This window comes from Roseococcus suduntuyensis (assembly GCF_014196305.1).
GTDB classification, from domain to species: domain Bacteria; phylum Pseudomonadota; class Alphaproteobacteria; order Acetobacterales; family Acetobacteraceae; genus Roseococcus; species Roseococcus suduntuyensis.
In genome coordinates, this window is the sequence record NZ_JACIDJ010000001.1 from 1349296 (window position 1) to 1364391 (window position 15096).

14 protein-coding genes are annotated in these 15096 nt (G+C 69.0%); 9 read left to right on the plus strand and 5 right to left on the minus strand.

Going from position 1 to position 15096, the window contains the following annotated elements; genetic code table 11:
* Positions 1-59: 59 nt before the first annotated feature.
* Genes ugpB through ugpC form a run of 4 tightly spaced genes read left to right on the plus strand, consistent with a single transcriptional unit; the run spans position 60 to position 4322 of the window.
* Positions 60-1409, plus strand: coding sequence for a sn-glycerol-3-phosphate ABC transporter substrate-binding protein UgpB (gene ugpB, locus GGQ83_RS06350; RefSeq protein WP_184382868.1), 1350 nt, complete (start codon positions 60-62; stop codon positions 1407-1409).
* Between the two features lie 56 nt (positions 1410-1465).
* Complete coding sequence (gene ugpA / locus GGQ83_RS06355; protein WP_184382869.1) at positions 1466-2347, plus strand: sn-glycerol-3-phosphate ABC transporter permease UgpA; 882 nt, start codon at positions 1466-1468, stop codon at positions 2345-2347.
* Positions 2347-3249, plus strand: coding sequence for a sn-glycerol-3-phosphate ABC transporter permease UgpE (ugpE, locus tag GGQ83_RS06360; RefSeq protein WP_184382870.1), 903 nt, complete (start codon positions 2347-2349; stop codon positions 3247-3249). The genes ugpA and ugpE overlap by 1 nt, the downstream gene beginning before the upstream one ends.
* Entirely contained in the window at positions 3249-4322 is a 1074-nt protein-coding gene (ugpC, locus tag GGQ83_RS06365; RefSeq protein WP_184382871.1) for a sn-glycerol-3-phosphate ABC transporter ATP-binding protein UgpC, read from the plus strand. Before ugpE ends, ugpC begins: the two co-directional genes overlap by 1 nt.
* A 28-nt stretch (positions 4323-4350) precedes the next feature.
* On the opposite strand, the gene GGQ83_RS06370 is transcribed toward ugpC, so the two are convergent.
* Both GGQ83_RS06370 and GGQ83_RS06375 read right to left on the minus strand, forming a co-directional pair.
* Entirely contained in the window at positions 4351-4755 is a 405-nt protein-coding gene (locus GGQ83_RS06370) for a MarR family transcriptional regulator (RefSeq protein WP_184382872.1), read from the minus strand.
* Positions 4756-4948: 193 nt separating this feature from the next.
* On the minus strand, positions 4949-6295 hold the full coding sequence (locus GGQ83_RS06375) for a leucyl aminopeptidase family protein (RefSeq protein ID WP_242534989.1): 1347 nt from the start codon (positions 6293-6295) through the stop codon (positions 4949-4951).
* A 79-nt stretch (positions 6296-6374) separates the two neighbouring features.
* Here GGQ83_RS06375 and hslV point away from each other — a divergent pair, with 79 nt between their 5' ends.
* Genes hslV through GGQ83_RS06390 form a run of 3 tightly spaced genes read left to right on the plus strand, consistent with a single transcriptional unit; the run spans position 6375 to position 8669 of the window.
* The gene (gene hslV, locus GGQ83_RS06380; RefSeq protein WP_184382873.1) at positions 6375-6935 is read left to right on the plus strand and encodes an ATP-dependent protease subunit HslV; all 561 of its coding nucleotides are present in this window, start codon (positions 6375-6377) and stop codon (positions 6933-6935) included.
* A gap of 14 nt (positions 6936-6949) precedes the next feature.
* Entirely contained in the window at positions 6950-8269 is a 1320-nt protein-coding gene (gene hslU / locus GGQ83_RS06385) for an ATP-dependent protease ATPase subunit HslU (protein WP_311727432.1), read from the plus strand.
* Positions 8270-8321: 52 nt separating this feature from the next.
* A complete protein-coding gene (locus GGQ83_RS06390) occupies positions 8322-8669 on the plus strand; it encodes a hypothetical protein (protein ID WP_184382875.1) in 348 nt (115 codons plus the stop codon).
* Positions 8670-8672: 3 nt separating this feature from the next.
* Here the strand turns inward: GGQ83_RS06390 and GGQ83_RS06395 are convergent, their stop codons facing one another.
* Both GGQ83_RS06395 and GGQ83_RS06400 read right to left on the minus strand, forming a co-directional pair.
* Positions 8673-10055 (minus strand): ABC1 kinase family protein, encoded by a 1383-nt coding sequence (locus GGQ83_RS06395; protein ID WP_184382876.1) that lies wholly within the window; start codon positions 10053-10055, stop codon positions 8673-8675.
* Positions 10052-11869 (minus strand): M3 family oligoendopeptidase, encoded by a 1818-nt coding sequence (locus tag GGQ83_RS06400; protein ID WP_242534988.1) that lies wholly within the window; start codon positions 11867-11869, stop codon positions 10052-10054. Before GGQ83_RS06400 ends, GGQ83_RS06395 begins: the two co-directional genes overlap by 4 nt.
* Before the next feature lie 64 nt (positions 11870-11933).
* Between GGQ83_RS06400 and GGQ83_RS06405 the strand changes: the two genes are divergently transcribed.
* Positions 11934-13661 (plus strand): AMP-dependent synthetase/ligase, encoded by a 1728-nt coding sequence (locus tag GGQ83_RS06405; protein ID WP_184382878.1) that lies wholly within the window; start codon positions 11934-11936, stop codon positions 13659-13661.
* Positions 13662-13689: 28 nt separating this feature from the next.
* Positions 13690-14190, plus strand: coding sequence for a hypothetical protein (locus GGQ83_RS06410; protein ID WP_184382879.1), 501 nt, complete (start codon positions 13690-13692; stop codon positions 14188-14190).
* Positions 14191-14252: 62 nt separating this feature from the next.
* Here GGQ83_RS06410 and GGQ83_RS06415 read toward each other — a convergent pair whose 3' ends face one another.
* Positions 14253-15026: a sterol desaturase family protein gene (locus GGQ83_RS06415; RefSeq protein WP_184382880.1), complete on the minus strand. Its 774-nt coding sequence runs from the start codon at positions 15024-15026 to the stop codon at positions 14253-14255.
* Positions 15027-15096 lie beyond the last annotated feature (70 nt).

Sequence of the window (15096 nt, forward strand, 5' to 3'; positions counted from 1 at the left end):
CCGAGGCAACCAAGCGCGTATAGCGCCCCGCAAGACCAAAACCCTGGGAGAGCACCTTCATGCAGCGCCGCTCACTGCTGGCCGGTTCGGCCGGCCTTTTGTCCGTTCCCTTCATCGCCCCCTCGGCCCGCGCCCAGACCGGCGCCGGCGGCCGCACCGAGATCCAGTTCTGGTATGGGCTGGCCGGCGCCCTGGGCGAGCGCGTGGCCGAACAGGCGCAGCGCTTCAACGAGAGCCAGGACCGCTACCGCGTGGTGGCGACCTTCCGCGGTTCCTACCCCGAGGTGATGAGCGGCGCGATCGCCGCCTGGCGCGCGGGCACGGCCCCGCACATCGCGCAGGTCTTCGAGGTGGGCACCGCCACCATGATGGGCGCGGGCCCCGCCATCCGCCCCGTGTATGAGCTGCTGGGCGAGGCGGGCATCGAGCTCGATCCGCAGCGGTATCTGGCCGGCGTGCGCGGCTACTACAGCGACACCCAGGGCCGCATGATCTCCATGCCGCACAACTCCTCCTCGGCGGTGATGTGGCTGAACCTGGACGCCTTCGAGCGTGCGGGCCTGTCCACCACCGACCTGCCCAAGACCTGGGCCGAGGTGCGCGCCGCCGCCCAGGCCATCCGCGCCCGCAACGCGGCCGAGATGGCGATGACGACCGCCTGGCCGACCTGGGTGATGTACGAGCAGATGTCGTCCCTGCACGATGTCGCGCTGGCCACGCCCGCCAATGGCTTCCAGGGGCTGGACGCGCGGATGAACCTCGCGGACCCGATCTTCCTGAAGCAGACCGAGATGCTGCTGGAGATGCAGCGCGCCGGCCACTTCACCTATGGCGGCCGTGACGGCGGCGGTGGCGCGGCCTTCCCGGCCGGCCAGGCGGCGATCAGCTTCAACTCCTCCGCCGGCCGCGCGGCCGTGCAGCGCGAGGCGCGGTTCCGCTGGGCCTCCGTGGTGCTGCCGCACCATGCGGACATCACCCAGAGCCCGAAGAACGGCGTGATCGGCGGCGCGAGCCTCTGGGCGCTGACCTCGCGCAACCGCACCGCGGCCGAATACCGCGGCGTGGCGGAGTTCTACCGCTTCATCTCCGATGTGGAGCAGGACAAGTGGTGGCACCAGGTCACCGGCTATGTGCCGCTGACGCTGGCGGCCTACGAGGCGTCCAAGGCCGAGGGCTTCTACGAGCGCAACCCGGGTGCGGACGCGGCCATCACCCAGCTCTCCCGCGCGCAGCCCACGCCGAACAGCCAGGGCTTCCGCCTGGGCGGTTTCGTGGAAATCCGCAACATCATCCAGGAAGAGCTTGAGCGCGGCTTCCAGAACCAGCAGAACGCGCAGACGGCCCTGGCCAACGCCAACCGTCGCGCCGACGTGGTGCTGCGGAACTTCGAGCGCGCCAACCGCCGCTGAGACTGAACCATCCCGGGGGGCGGCTGTTCCGCCCCCCTTCCTTTCCGTGAGGCCCCATGCGGCGCAAGGTCATCTTCGGCAACAAGCTGCTTCCCTATCTGCTGCTTGCGCCACAGCTCATCGTCACCGCCATCTTCTTCTTCTGGCCCGCGGCGGAGGCCATCCGGTATTCCTTCCTGCGGCAGGACGCCTTCGGCATCTCGGTCATGTTCGTGGGGCTGGAGAACTTCCAGGACCTCTTCGCCGATGAACGCTACCTGCAGGTGGTCTGGAACACGATCTGGTTCAGCTTCTGGGTGACCGTGCTCTCCATGGGCGTGGCGCTGCTGCTGGCCGTGCTGGCGGACCGGCACATCCGTGGGCGGAACACCTACCGCACCCTGCTGATCTGGCCCTATGCCATCGCGCCGGCCATCGCGGCGGTGCTCTACATCTTCCTGTTCCACCCGAGCCTCGGCCTGCTCGGCCGGGCGCTGAACGGCTTTGGCGTGCCCTGGGACTACCGGCTGAACGGGGACCAGGCGATGCTCGTCGTCATCCTGGCCGCGGCGTGGAAGCAGGTCTCCTACAACTTCCTCTTCTTCCTGGCGGGGCTGCAATCCATTCCGAAATCCGTGCTGGAGGCGGCTGCCATTGATGGCGCCAGCCCCTCGCGGCGCTTCTGGACCGTCATCTTCCCGCTGCTGTCGCCCACCACCTTCTTCCTGCTGGTGATCAACATCACCTCGGCCGTGTTCGACACCTTCGGGATCATTGACGCGCTGACCGGCGGCGGGCCCGGCAACGCCACCCAGACCATGATCTACCGCGCCTATGTGGATGGGCGGGTGAACCTCGACCTCGGTTCCTCGGCCGCGCAGTCGGTGGTGCTGATGATCGCGGTGATGGCGCTGACGCTGGTGCAGTTCCGCTTCATCGAACGCAGGGTGCATTACTGATGTCTCAGGTTCAGCCCGCCATCGCGGCCCCCGTGCCGCTGGCCGCGGAGGCGCCGCGCCGCCGCCGCTTCCTCGGCGCCGACCTCACCACCCATGTGATCCTGCTGCTGGGCGTGGTGCTCTTCGCCATGCCCATCTGGATCGTGCTCATGGGCTCCACCCATGACGCCGCGACCATCGGCCGGGGCGAGGTGCCCCTGCTGCCGGGCTCCGAGGGGTGGAACAACTATGCGACGGCCTGGAGCGAGGGGAATACCCGCCGCGCCTCCGTGCCCGTCTCGACCATGATGTTCAACAGCGCGGTGATGGCGCTGCTGATCACGGTGGGCAAGCTCGCCATCTCGATCACCTCGGCCTATGCGGTGGCGTTCTTCTCGTTCCCGGGGCGGATGCTCTGCTTCTGGGCCATCTTCATCACGCTGATGCTGCCCGTGGAGGTGCGCATCTTCCCCACCTTCCAGGTGGTGAGCGACCTTGGCATGGTGAACACCTATCAGGGGCTGATCATCCCGCTGATCGCGTCCGCGACGGCCACGCTGCTGTTCCGCCAGTTCTTCCTGACCATTCCGGATGAACTGGTGGAGGCCGCCAAGATGGACGGCGCGGGGCCGATGCGCTTCTTCAAGGACATCGTCCTGCCGCTCTCGGCCACCAATATCGCGGCGCTCTTCGTCATCCTCTTCGTCTATGGCTGGAACCAGTATCTCTGGCCCCTGCTGGTCACGACCAGCACGGATGTGGAGACCATCGTCATCGGCATCGTGAAGATGCTGGGGGCGGAAGCCGACACCGAATGGAATATCGTCATGGCGACCACCGTGCTGGCCCTGTTGCCGCCGGTCGCCGTTGTCATCCTCATGCAGCGCTGGTTCGTGAAGGGCCTGACGGAGACCGAAAAGTAATGGCGACCCTCAACATCCAGGGCGTGACCAAGGCCTTCGGGCCCACCCATGTGCTGCACGGCATCGACCTCGATGTGGCCGACGGCGAGATGATCGTCATCGTCGGCGCCTCTGGCTGCGGCAAATCCACCCTGCTGCGGATCGTGGCGGGGCTGGAGACGGCCAGCACCGGCAACGTCGTCATCGCGGGGCGCAACGTCACGGCGCTCGAACCCGCCGAGCGCGACGTGGCGATGGTGTTCCAGAACTACGCGCTCTACCCGCACATGAGCGTCTTCGACAACATGGCCTATGGCCTCAAGATCCGGGGCCTGCCGCGCGACGATATCGCGGCCCGGGTGCAGGAGGCGGCCAACCTGCTGGGCATCGGCGCGCTGCTGGAACGCCGGCCACGGCAACTCTCGGGCGGGCAGCGGCAGCGCGTGGCCATGGGGCGCGCCATCGTGCGCGAGCCCAAGCTGTTCCTTTTCGACGAGCCGCTGTCCAACCTGGACGCCAAGCTGCGCGTGCAGATGCGCGCGGAAATCCGACGGCTGCAGAAGCGCCTCGGCGTCACCAGCCTGTTCGTGACGCATGACCAGGTGGAGGCCATGACGCTGGGTGACCGGCTGGTGGTCATGCATGCCGGCCACGCCGCGCAGATCGCGACCCCGATGGAGATCTGGGCGCGCCCGGCCGACACCTATGTGGCGAGCTTCATCGGCAGCCCGGCCATGAACCTCTTCCCGGCCACGCTGGAGGAGGGCGGCCATGCCGCGCGCCTTGACAGCAATGGCCTCGTCCTGCCCTTCCATGACGGCCCGCGCCCCGGCCCCGCCGGCCGGAAGCTGACCATTGGCGTGCGGCCTGAGCACCTCACGCCCGGCCAGGGCGGACTGGAACTCCAGGTTGATCTGGTGGAGCCTCTGGGAGGCGAGAGCGTCATCCATGCGCGCCTCGCGGACGGCACGGAAGTGACGGCGAAGCTGCCCGGCAGCAGCTATTCCGATGGCGCGCTCAACGTCATCATCCCGCTGCACACCCTGCACGTCTTCGACGGCGAGACGGGCAAGCGGCTGGAGGCGGGCGGCTGAGAGCCACCGCGCCGCCCCGCGCGCGGGCTCAGCGGTAGCCCGCGCCTTCCAGCTCGGCCGCGATGGCCGAATCGGGGAGGGGCATCTCGGTGATGATACCCTCGGCTTCGGCCATGGTCTGGCGCAGGTCGCGCAGGAAGACCGAGCCCTTGAGGGTGCGCTGCACCAGCACGCTGCGGCGGTCCATGGGGTCCACCTTGCGGCGGGCCAGGTCCAGCTCGCCCAGGCGGTCGAGGGCGCGGGTGATGGCGGGCTTGGAAACGTTCAGCTCATGCGCCAGGCCGCGGACCGTATGCGGCCCCGGGCTCAGATACACCGTGAGGAACACACCAAGCTGGCGGGCCGACAAGTCCGGCCCATCCCGGCGGACCAGCGCCACGATGGTGTCCCGAAGGACGCCCACCAGCTGGTCGGGGTTGGAGTGGACAGACATGGCATCCTTCCTTTCCCGGCAGGGCCTTGGAGGGGTCGGATGAAGTCGAATGCCCCTCTGGCTCGCGGAATTTGACTGTGATGGCGTCCACATGGGGTTGCCGCCATATGAACAGTAGGGATCAGCGCCGAGAAAATTGCAAGGAATTCATCAACCGCTCGTTAAAAAAATTGCGGGTTGAGCGAATGTCGGCTCAGACGTGCAGGAAGTTCATCAGCCCTCGGCGCAGGGCGCGCAGTCCGGTGGCCTCGCCTCCTTCGGGGCGGCCAAGGCGGGAGCTGTCATTCCAAGCATACAGGTCCAGATGTCCCCACGGAATGTCACCTGGTGCAAATCGCTGAAGAAAAAGGCCGGCCACGATGGCGCCGGCCATGGGCTTGGCGGCCACGTTGTTGAGGTCGGCCACCGGGCTGTCCAGCCAACCCGCATAGCCCTGGTGCAGGGGCAGACGCCACACGGGTTCGCCGGCCGCCTCGCCGCCCGCCAGCAGCGCGGCGGCGAGCCCCTCATCGTTGCTGAACAAGGCGGGCAGGTCCGGGCCCAGGGCCACGCGCGCGGCCCCCGTCAGGGTTGCGCCGTCCAGGATCACGCGGGGGCGGCGTTCGGCGGCGAAGGCCAGAAGGTCGGCCAGCACCAGGCGGCCTTCGGCATCGGTGTTGCCGATCTCGACGGTCAGGCCCTTGCGGGTGCGGATCACGTCCATCGGGCGGAAGGCGGTGCCGGAGACGCTGTTCTCCACCGCGCCCACCAGCAGCAGCAGGCGGATGGGCGCGCGGGAGGCCATCAGCGCCTCCGCCAGCCCGATCATCACCGCGGCCCCGCCCATATCCTTCTTCATGCGCAGCATGGCCGAGGAGGGCTTGAGGTCGAGCCCGCCCGTGTCGAAGCAGACCCCCTTGCCGCAGAGCGCCACCAGCGGCGCATCGGCCGCGCCCCATTCCAGCACGGCCACGCGCGGCGCGCGGGGGCTGCCCTGGCCGACCGCGGCCACCGCCGGGAAGCCCTGTTCCAGCGCCGGCCCCTCGATGATCTCGACGCGGGCACCGTGGGCCGCGCCCAGCTCCGCGACGGCGGCGGCCAGTTCGGCCGGGCCCAGATGGTTGGCGGGCGTGTTGATCAGGTCCCGCGCGCGCCAGATGGCGGCGGCCTCGATGGTGGCCTCCTCATGGCCAGGCGCGGCCACCAGCCGGGCGGGCGGGCGCTTGCCGGGCTTGAAGCGCGTGAAGCGATAGGCGCCCAGGCACCAGCCCAGGGTCACGTCGGCCGGATCGGCACCCTCCACGCGCCAGGTGCTGCCCTCGGGCAGGGAGAAGGGCAGGGCGCCGAAGCCGTGCGGCGTCTCGGGCGCGCCCAGCAGCGCGCCGACCAACCCTTCCGTGCCCGGCAGCAGGACGAGTTCCCCCGGCTTTGCCCGGAAGCCCGTGGCGGCCGCGAAACCGGCGCCCGGCAGGGCTTCCCAGGCGCCTGGCGTCACCACATGCAAGGGCAGGGCGGGCGAATCGGCCGGGGCGAGGCAGGGCAGCATCGGGTCAGTCTCCATAGATGCGCGATGTTCGGGTCCGTCATGCGATCGGGCAAGCCGCATTGCCGAAGCGGGGCCGACGCGCCACATCGGCACCATGTCGAACACAACACATGATCCGATCGGCTGGCACGGCACCACCATCCTCTGCGTGCGGCGCGACGGAAAGGTCGCGATGGCGGGCGATGGCCAGGTCTCGCTCGGCCAGACCGTCGTGAAGGGCAATGCGCGCAAGGTGCGCCGCATCGCCCAGGGGCGCGTGCTGACCGGCTTCGCCGGCGCCACCGCCGATGCCTTCACCCTGCTGGAGCGGCTGGAGGCCAAGCTCGAACGCTTCCCCGACCAGCTCGAACGCGCCTGCGTGGAGCTGGCGAAGGATTGGCGCACGGACCGCTACCTGCGGCGGCTGGAGGCGCTGCTGGCGGTCGCCGACAAGGACCGCTCTTTGCTGCTGACCGGCAATGGCGACGTGCTGGAGCCGGAGGATGCCGTCATCGGCATCGGCTCCGGCGGCAACTACGCGCTGGCCGCCGCGCGGGGGCTGATGACGGTGGAGGGGCTTTCGGCGGAAGAGATCGCCCGCCGTTCCATGAAGATCGCCGCCGATATCTGCGTCTACACCAATGGCAACTTCATCCTGGAGACGTTGCCCGCATGAACGACATCGCCCCCATCGAGACGGTCAACCTCTCCCCGCGCGAGATCGTGAGCGAGCTGGACCGCTTCATCATCGGCCAGAACGACGCCAAGCGCGCCGTGGCCATCGCGCTGCGCAACCGCTGGCGCCGGCAGCAGCTGCCGGAATCTCTCCAGGAGGAGGTGGTTCCGAAGAACATCCTGATGATCGGCCCCACGGGCTGCGGCAAGACCGAGATCGCGCGGCGCCTCGCGCGCCTGGCCAATGCCCCCTTCCTGAAGGTCGAGGCCACGAAGTTCACCGAGGTCGGCTATGTCGGCCGCGACGTGGAAAGCATCGTGCGTGACCTGGTCGAGGCCGCCATCCTCCAGCAGCGCGAACAGGCGCGGCGCGGCGTGCAGGCCAAGGCCGAATTGCAGGCCGAGGAGCGCATCATCTCCGCTTTGGTGGGCGAGGGCGCCTCGGGCGAGACGCGCATGAAGTTCCGCCGCATGCTGCGCGAGGGCACGCTGGAATCCCGCGAGATCGAGGTCCAGGTCAACGAGCCCCAGGGCACGCCCATCGGCATGATGGACATGCCCGGCATGCCCCCCGGCCAGATGCAGAACATGCAGGACATGCTGGGCAAGATGTTCGGCGGCCGCGCCAAGCCCCGCCGCATGACGGTGGAGGCGGCGCGCGAGGCGCTGATCCGCGACGAGGCGGACAAGCTGCTGGACAGCGAGGCGCTGACGCGCGCCGCCGTGCAGAACGCGGAGAACAACGGCATCGTCTTCCTGGACGAGATCGACAAGATCTGCGCCCGCACCGGCGAGGGCGGTGTCCGCGGCGGCGACGTCTCGCGCGAGGGCGTGCAGCGCGACCTGCTGCCGCTGATCGAGGGCACCACGGTCAACACCCGCCACGGGCCGGTGCGGACGGACTTCATCCTCTTCGTGGCCTCGGGCGCCTTCCACTTGTCCAAGCCCTCGGACCTGCTGCCCGAATTGCAGGGCCGCCTGCCCATCCGCGTGGAACTCAAGGCCCTCACCCGCGACGACTTCCGCCGCATCCTGACCGAGCCGGAGCATTCCCTGCTCAAGCAGGCCAGCGCGCTGATGGCGACCGAGGGCGTGGAACTGGTCTTCCAGGAGGGCGCGGTGGACGCGCTGGCGGACCTCGCCGCCGAGATCAACGCCAGCGTCGAGAACATCGGCGCGCGGCGACTTGCTACCGTGCTGGAACGCCTGCTGGAGGATGTCAGCTTCCACGCGAGCGACCGCCGCGGCGAGACGGTGACGGTGGACGCCGCCATGGTGCGCGACCGTGTGGCGCCGCTGGCCGCCAGCGCGGATTTGTCGCGCTACATCCTGTAGCCAAGCCGGACACGGCCCGCCATCATCTAAGGTGCAGATGATGGCGGGCCGAATGTTCACGAAATTGAGAAGCTGGGTGCTGTTGCTGGCGTTCTTCGCGCTGGGGGCCTGCACGGAATACGCCTATATCCCGCCGCCGGGGCCCGAGGGGCAGGCCTGCGTCTCGCAATGCCGCTTCGACCAGCAGCAATGCCGCGCCTTCGCCGATCGCGACTACCAGCACTGCAACGCCAGCCGGAACTTCGCCATGGCGGCCTATAATCGCTGCGTGCAATCGCGCGGCATGGGCTGCGTGCAGCCGCCCTCCTGCATCAACCAGTCCTGGCGGTGCAGCGGCGAATATGACCGCTGCTTCCGTGGGTGTGGCGGCCGGATCGAGGAGGTCCAGCCGCGCCGCTGACCCCTACTTCTTGGGCGCCACGACCGGCCCGGGCACGCGCGCCTGGGCCAGGGCATCGGCCTGGCGCTGGGCCAGGGCGGCCTCGTTGTAGCCCTCGATCAGTTCGTGGAACATGCGGTGCCAGTTCAGCTCCGCCTTCAGGCGGAAGAAGACGCTGCCCAGGCCGATCGCCGCGCGGTCCATCAGCGGGAATTCGCGCGGAATGCGGACGCCGCCCGTGGCCTTGAGGCCGCGATGCACCTCCTCCGCCACCTTGCGCCCATGCGTGGGGTCGCTCGATTGCTGGATGAGGCGCACGCGGTCCTCCAGCAGCGGTTCGTAGAGGAAATCCGCCCACTTCTTCAGGACCAGCATGGTCTCGCGCGAGAGGTTGCGGAAACCCCAGACCTCGAAGGCATGGTGCGCCTTGTCGTCATCTCCGTCGCGCACCGCCTCGTAGAGGGTGATGACGCCGGTGATGAAGTGCGGCGGGAAGATCCGCACCACGCCGAAATCGAGCAGCGAGAGCCCCCCGGGCGCGCCATCGGTGGGGCGACGGATCTGGTAGTTGCCCAGATGCGGGTCGCCATGGATCACGCCATAGCGATAGACGGGCTTGTACCAGGCGGCGAAGAGGGCGCGGGCGTAGTCGTTGCGCTCCTCCAGCGGCGGGTCCTCGTCCAGGCGCTTCAGGATGGAGCCGCCATCGAGCCAGGTCATGGTCAACAGGCGGCGCGTGGTCAGGTGGTCAATCGGCGTCGGCACATGCACGTTCGGCTCATCGGCCAGGATGAGGTCGTAGAGGCGCTGGTGCGAGGCCTCGCGCGTGTAGTCCAGCTCCTCGCGCAGCCGGTCGGCGATCTCCGCGTAGGCGTCCTCGTTGTCCAGCGCGCTGTCCATGCGGCGATAGAGCTGCATGCCGAGCTTGAGCTGGCGCAGGTCCGCCTCCACCACGCTCGGCATGTCCGGGTATTGCAGCTTGCAGGCGACCTGCGTGCCATCCTTCAGCGTGGCGCGGTGCACCTGCCCCAGGCTGGCGGCCGCGGCGGCGTCCTGCCCGAACTCCGAAAAATGCTTTTGCCAGTCGTGGCCAAGCTCCGTGCCCATGCGGCGCTTCACGAAGGCCCAGCCCATGGGGGGCGCGTTGGATTGCAGCGTGGCCAGTTCGCGCGCGTATTCCTCGGGCAGGGCGTCGGGGATGGTGGCGAGAAACTGCGCCACCTTCATCATGGGGCCCTTCAGACCGCCCAGGATGGCTTTGAGGTCCTCGGCATGGCTGTCCTTGTTGGTCTTGATGCCGAGGTAGCGCTCACCCGCCACGCGGGCCGCGATACCGGTGACGGCGCCCGAGGTGCGGACCATCCGCCGCACCTCGCCGAACAGGGTGCTCTCGCGGGGCTCGCTCATGCGGTCTGTTCCAACTCGTCGATGAAGCCCGCGATGACGTCGAGCCCCTTGTTCCAGAACTCCGGCCGCGATGCGTCGAGGCCGAAGGGCGCCAGCAATTCCTTGTGCCGCAGCGTGCCGCCGGCGCGGAGCATGTCGAGGTATTTCCGCTCGAAATCCGGCACGGTGCCGTCGCGGAACACGCCGTAGAGCGCATTCACCAGGCAATCCCCGAAGGCATAGGCATAGACGTAGAAGGGGCTGTGCACGAAGTGCGGCACATAGGCCCAGTAGACGGCATAATCCGGCGTGAACTCGAAGGCGGGGCCGAGGCTTTCGGTCTGCACCTTCATCCACAGCTCGCCGATGCGTTCGGCGCTGAGCTCGCCCTTGCGGCGTTCGTCGTGCAGCAGGGTTTCGAAGCGGTAGAAGGCGATCTGCCGCACCACGGTGTTCAGCATGTCCTCCACCTTGCCGATCAGCAGCAGGCGGCGCTTCGCCGGGTCCGTCTCGGCGTCGAGCATGGCGCGGAAGGTCAGCATCTCACCGAACACCGACGCGGTCTCGGCCAGGGTCAGCGGCGTGCCGCTCATCAGATAGCCCTGCTCGGCCGCCAGGCGCTGGTGGACGCCATGGCCGAGTTCATGGGCCAGCGTCATCACGTCCCGCGCCTTGCCGTGGTAATTCAGCAGCAGGTAGGGATGCGCCGAGGGCACGGTCGGGTGCGCGAAGGCGCCGCCCGCCTTGCCCGGCCGCAGCGCCGCGTCAATCCAGGGCTTGTCGAAGAAGGGCGCGGCCACGCGCTCCAGCTCCGGCGAGAAGGCGCCATAGGCCGCGCGCACGCGGGAGACGGCCTCGGGCCAGGGAATGGTCGCGTCGGTGTCGCGCGGGATGGGCGCGTTGCGGTCCCAGTGCTGCAGCTTCTCAAGCCCCAGCCACTTCGCCTTCATGGCGTAGTAGCGGTGCGACAGGCGCGGATAGGCGCCGCGCACGGCCGTTACCAGCGCGTCCACCACCTCGTCCTCGACCATGTTGGCGCGGTTGCGGGAGGAGCCGGGGCGCGGGTGCTTGCGCCAGCGGTCCATCACCTCCTTGTCCTTCACCAGCGTGTTGGTGATGAGGGAGAAGAGGCGGATGCGGGACTGAAAGGCCTCCGACACGCCCTTCGCCGCCGCCTCGCGCACCGCGCGGCCCGTGTCGGAGAGCTTGTTCAGCGCGGCCGAGACGGACATCTCCTCGCCCGAGACCGTCACCTGCATGTTGGCCATGGTCTCGTCGAAGAGGCGGTTCCAGGCGGCGCGACCCGTCACCTCCTTCTCGTGCAACAGCTTTTCCATTTCATCGGGAAGCTGGTGCGGCAGCCAGACCCGCAGGTCGCGCAGCCAGGGGCGAAAGCGGGAGAGGGCGGCGCTTTCGCGCAGCCTTTCCTCCAGCGCGGATTCCTCCAGCCGGTTCAGTTCCAGCGTGAAGAAGACCAGGTAGGAGGAGATGGTCGTCACCCGCTCCTGCATGGTCTGGTAGAAGCGGCCATTGCCGGCGTTCTGCGCGTCGCCCGAGAAGACCAGCTGGGCGAAGCTCATCACCCGGCCCAGGATTTCCTCGATCCGCTCATATTCCGCGATGGCCTGGGCCAGCCCGTCACCGGAGAGTCCGCCCAGCTTCGTGGCGAAACGGTCCTGGAAGGCGCTGGCCTCGGCCTCGGCCCGGGCGAGGTCCGCTTCCAGCGCGGGGTCGTCTTCCCCCTTGTAGAGGTCGGACAGGTCCCAGGCGGGGAGGGCGGCTTCCCCCGCGGAGGCATCGAGGGGGGCGCGCAGCGGAAAGGGGCGGTCTTGCATTCCTCTCATATATGCGAAGACAAGGCGCGGCCAAGGCGCGCGCGCCGAGAGCCGGGGGGGAAACATGAATCAAGCTGGAACCCGATGGAGCAGCCTGCCGGGCATGATGCTGGGCCTGGCCCGCGAAATGCCGGACAGGCCCATGCTGACCGCCTGGCGCGGCGGGCGGTGGGAGACACTGTCCTGGGGCGGTTTCGCCATGAAGGTGGCGGCGGTGGCCGCCTGGCTGCGCGCCCAGGGCGTGATGCCCGGTGACCGCGTGCTGCTGGTCAGCGAGAACCGCCCGGAATTCCTGATTGCGGACGTGGCGGTGATGACCATCGGCGCCGTCACCGTGCCCACCTATGTGACCAACACCGTGGCCGACCACGCGCATGTGTTGGGCGACAGCGGGGCGCGGGTGGCGGTGGTCTCCACGGCGGCCCTCGCGCGCACCGTGGGCGAGGCGGCGGGCCGCACCGGCGGGCTCGACCTGCTGGTCTGCATGGAGGCAGGCGCCCCCGAACCCCCGGGCGGCCGGCTGGCCGAATGGGCGGCGCTGGAGGCCGCGCCCTCCGACGTGGTGATGCTGATGGCCGAGGCCGAGCACATCCCCGCCGGCCGGCTCGCCTGCCTGATCTACACCTCCGGCACGGGCGGCACCCCGCGCGGCGTCATGCTGCCCCATCGCGCCCTGCTGGCGAACCGCGAGGGCATCCGCCCCCTCATCGCGCGGCTGAACGTGGCGGGGGAGAAGTATCTCTCCTTCCTGCCCATGTCGCACAGCTATGAGCACACGGTGGGCGGCTACCTTCTGCCCTCCTTCGGGATGGAGGTGGTCTATTCCCGTGGTGCTGACCGCCTCGGCGCCGAGATGGCCGAGTTCAAGCCCGCCATCATCACCGCCGTGCCCCGGCTGTTCGAGGTGCTGCGCGCCCGCATCGTGGCCCAGGTGGAGAAGGATGGCGGCCTCAAGAAGCGCCTGTTCGACCAGGCGCTGGCGCTGGGGCTGCGGAAGCTGGACGGCCCGCCGCTCAACCTGCTGGAAAAATTGCAGGATGCGGTGCTGGACCGGCTGGTGCGGAACAAGATCCGCGCCCGTTTCGGCGGCAATGTGCGGGCGCTGGTCTCGGGCAGCGCGCGGCTCGATCCGGAATTGTCCGGCTTCTTCCTGGCCTTGGGCCTGCCGCTGATCCAGGGCTACGGGCAGAGCGAGGCCGGCCCCGTCATCAGCGTGAACCTGCCCTGGGACAATGCGCGCCGCAGCGTGGGCCCGCCCTTGCCAGGGGTGGAGGTCCGCATCGCCGGGGATGGCGAGATCATGGTGGCGGGCAACCTCGTCATGGATGGCTACTGGAACAACCCGGAGGCGACCGAGGCCGCCCTTCGGGTCCCGGAGGGCGATGGCAAGACCTGGCTGCACACCGGCGATGTGGGGCGGATGGAGGAGGGGCGCCTCGTCATCACCGACCGCAAGCGGGACTTCATCAAGCTGAAGGGGGGCGACATGGTGGCGCCCTCCAAGCTCGAAGCCCTGCTGGTGGGCGAGCCCGAGATCGCCCAGGCGGTGGCCGCCGGCGAGGGCATGGCCGGCGTGGTGGCCCTGCTGGTGGCGGCCGAGGGCCAGGCGGAAAGCCTGGCCGGCGCGGTGGCGCGGGTGAACGCCAAGCTCTCGCCCGTTGAGCGCATCCGCCGCTGGGCCCCCGTGACGGAGCCCTTCTCGGTGGAAAACGGCATGCTGACGCCCACCATGAAGGTGAAGCGCCGGCTGGTGCTGGAGCGTTATGCGGGCGTTGTGAATGGGTTGGGCTGACCATGCCCACCGAATGAAAGGACGCTCCATGCACCGTCGCCATTTGGCCGCACTCCCCTTCCTGGCGCTGGCGCCCCGCCTGGGGCGCGCCGATGCGGCGTTGGGGGCGCGGCTGAACGGCCAGCACCCCTCCGCCTATTACCGGGAGGCAGGGCGGCTTTTCGGCGCGGGGCAGCGGGAGGATGCGGTCTTCGTGTTCTACCTGGGCCAGCTGCGCTACCGGACGCACCTGGTGGCCCGGCCCGACCTGCCGGCGGATGGGGACCGCGCCCTCTTCGCCGCGCTGACCGAAAGCGTGGGGCGGCCGCTGAACGAATGGGCCTTTGGCGACGTGCCCTCCCTGGTCCGCACCATGGACGCGGTGCTGGCGCATGACGAAAGCCAGCCCGACCGCTTCACGTTGCCGGCGGAGTTCCCCGACGCCCATCGCGGGGTGCGGGAGGGGCTGGCGCGCTTCCGGGACCAGGTGGGGGCCTCGGCCGAGAGCATCCGCCAGCAGCGGGCGGCGCGGGGGCTGGAGAACCGGTAGGGCCTGGCTGGGCTGAGCGGCTGATTCGCGGCTTTGGTGATCCCACCGAAGCCGATCAGACGCTAATCCAGCGGCTGGGTCAGCATGCGCCGCAGCGTCTGCCGGTCCAGGTCGCGGTGGCCGCGCACGCCCAGCACCAGTTCGCCCTCCCATTTGCCGCGCCAGGTGCCGAACAGCCGGTCCCAGAGGGAGAGGCAGAAGCCGTAATGGCTGTTGGTCTCGTGCTCCCGCTCGCTGTGGTGGATGCGGTGCAGGTTGGGCGTGACGATCACCCAGCCCAGCGCGCGGTCCAGCTTCGGCGGGATGCGGATGGCCGCGTGCTCGAAGAGGCTGGTGGCGTTCAGGATGATTTCGAAGGCCAAAATCCCCTCGGGCGGTGCGCCGAGCGCCACCGCGAAGGCAATCTTGATCACCATGGACAGCCAGATTTCCACGGGGTGGAAGCGCACGCCGGTGGTGGCGTCCATCTCCGGGTCGGCGTGATGGACGCGGTGCAGCCGCCACAGCCAGGGAACGTGGTGGAAGACGCGGTGCTGGAAATAGATCAGCAGGTCGAAGACCACCACGGTCAGCGGGATGGCCACCCACAGCGGCAGGTCCAGCCAGTTCATCAGGCCGATGCCCTGCGCCTGCGCCCAGAAGGCCGCCGCCACGGCCGCCAGCGGCAGGGTGAAGCGCACCAGCACCGAGCCCACCGCCACCAGCCCGAGATTGGGCCACCAGCGCCGCATGCCCAGCGGGCGCGGCTGCGCCCAGGGCACCAGCCGCTCGGCCAGGATCAGCGCGGCCAGCACGCCCGCGAAGGCGCCCAGCCGCAGGGTGGCTTCGAGTTCCATGGGAGGTAGATAAGCATCCGTGCAGGGAAGGGGAGGGGCTTCCTCCTCCTTCGCGCCCCGGCCCCGGATG

What these genes read in the sequence shown, in the direction of transcription:
- ugpE (WP_184382870.1), top strand. Translation starts at nt 2,347, where the DNA reads ATGTCTCAGGTTCAGCCCGCCATCGCGGCCCCCGTGCCGCTGGCCGCG.
- GGQ83_RS06375 (WP_242534989.1), bottom strand. Translation starts at nt 6,295, where the DNA reads ATGGAGACTGACCCGATGCTGCCCTGCCTCGCCCCGGCCGATTCGCCC.
- ugpB (WP_184382868.1), top strand. Translation starts at nt 60, where the DNA reads ATGCAGCGCCGCTCACTGCTGGCCGGTTCGGCCGGCCTTTTGTCCGTT.
- ugpC (WP_184382871.1), top strand. Translation starts at nt 3,249, where the DNA reads ATGGCGACCCTCAACATCCAGGGCGTGACCAAGGCCTTCGGGCCCACC.
- GGQ83_RS06400 (WP_242534988.1), bottom strand. Translation starts at nt 11,869, where the DNA reads ATGCAAGACCGCCCCTTTCCGCTGCGCGCCCCCCTCGATGCCTCCGCG.
- GGQ83_RS06415 (WP_184382880.1), bottom strand. Translation starts at nt 15,026, where the DNA reads ATGGAACTCGAAGCCACCCTGCGGCTGGGCGCCTTCGCGGGCGTGCTG.
- GGQ83_RS06370 (WP_184382872.1), bottom strand. Translation starts at nt 4,755, where the DNA reads ATGTCTGTCCACTCCAACCCCGACCAGCTGGTGGGCGTCCTTCGGGAC.
- GGQ83_RS06405 (WP_184382878.1), top strand. Translation starts at nt 11,934, where the DNA reads ATGAATCAAGCTGGAACCCGATGGAGCAGCCTGCCGGGCATGATGCTG.
- GGQ83_RS06410 (WP_184382879.1), top strand. Translation starts at nt 13,690, where the DNA reads ATGCACCGTCGCCATTTGGCCGCACTCCCCTTCCTGGCGCTGGCGCCC.
- hslV (WP_184382873.1), top strand. Translation starts at nt 6,375, where the DNA reads ATGTCGAACACAACACATGATCCGATCGGCTGGCACGGCACCACCATC.
- GGQ83_RS06395 (WP_184382876.1), bottom strand. Translation starts at nt 10,055, where the DNA reads ATGAGCGAGCCCCGCGAGAGCACCCTGTTCGGCGAGGTGCGGCGGATG.
- GGQ83_RS06390 (WP_184382875.1), top strand. Translation starts at nt 8,322, where the DNA reads ATGTTCACGAAATTGAGAAGCTGGGTGCTGTTGCTGGCGTTCTTCGCG.
- ugpA (WP_184382869.1), top strand. Translation starts at nt 1,466, where the DNA reads ATGCGGCGCAAGGTCATCTTCGGCAACAAGCTGCTTCCCTATCTGCTG.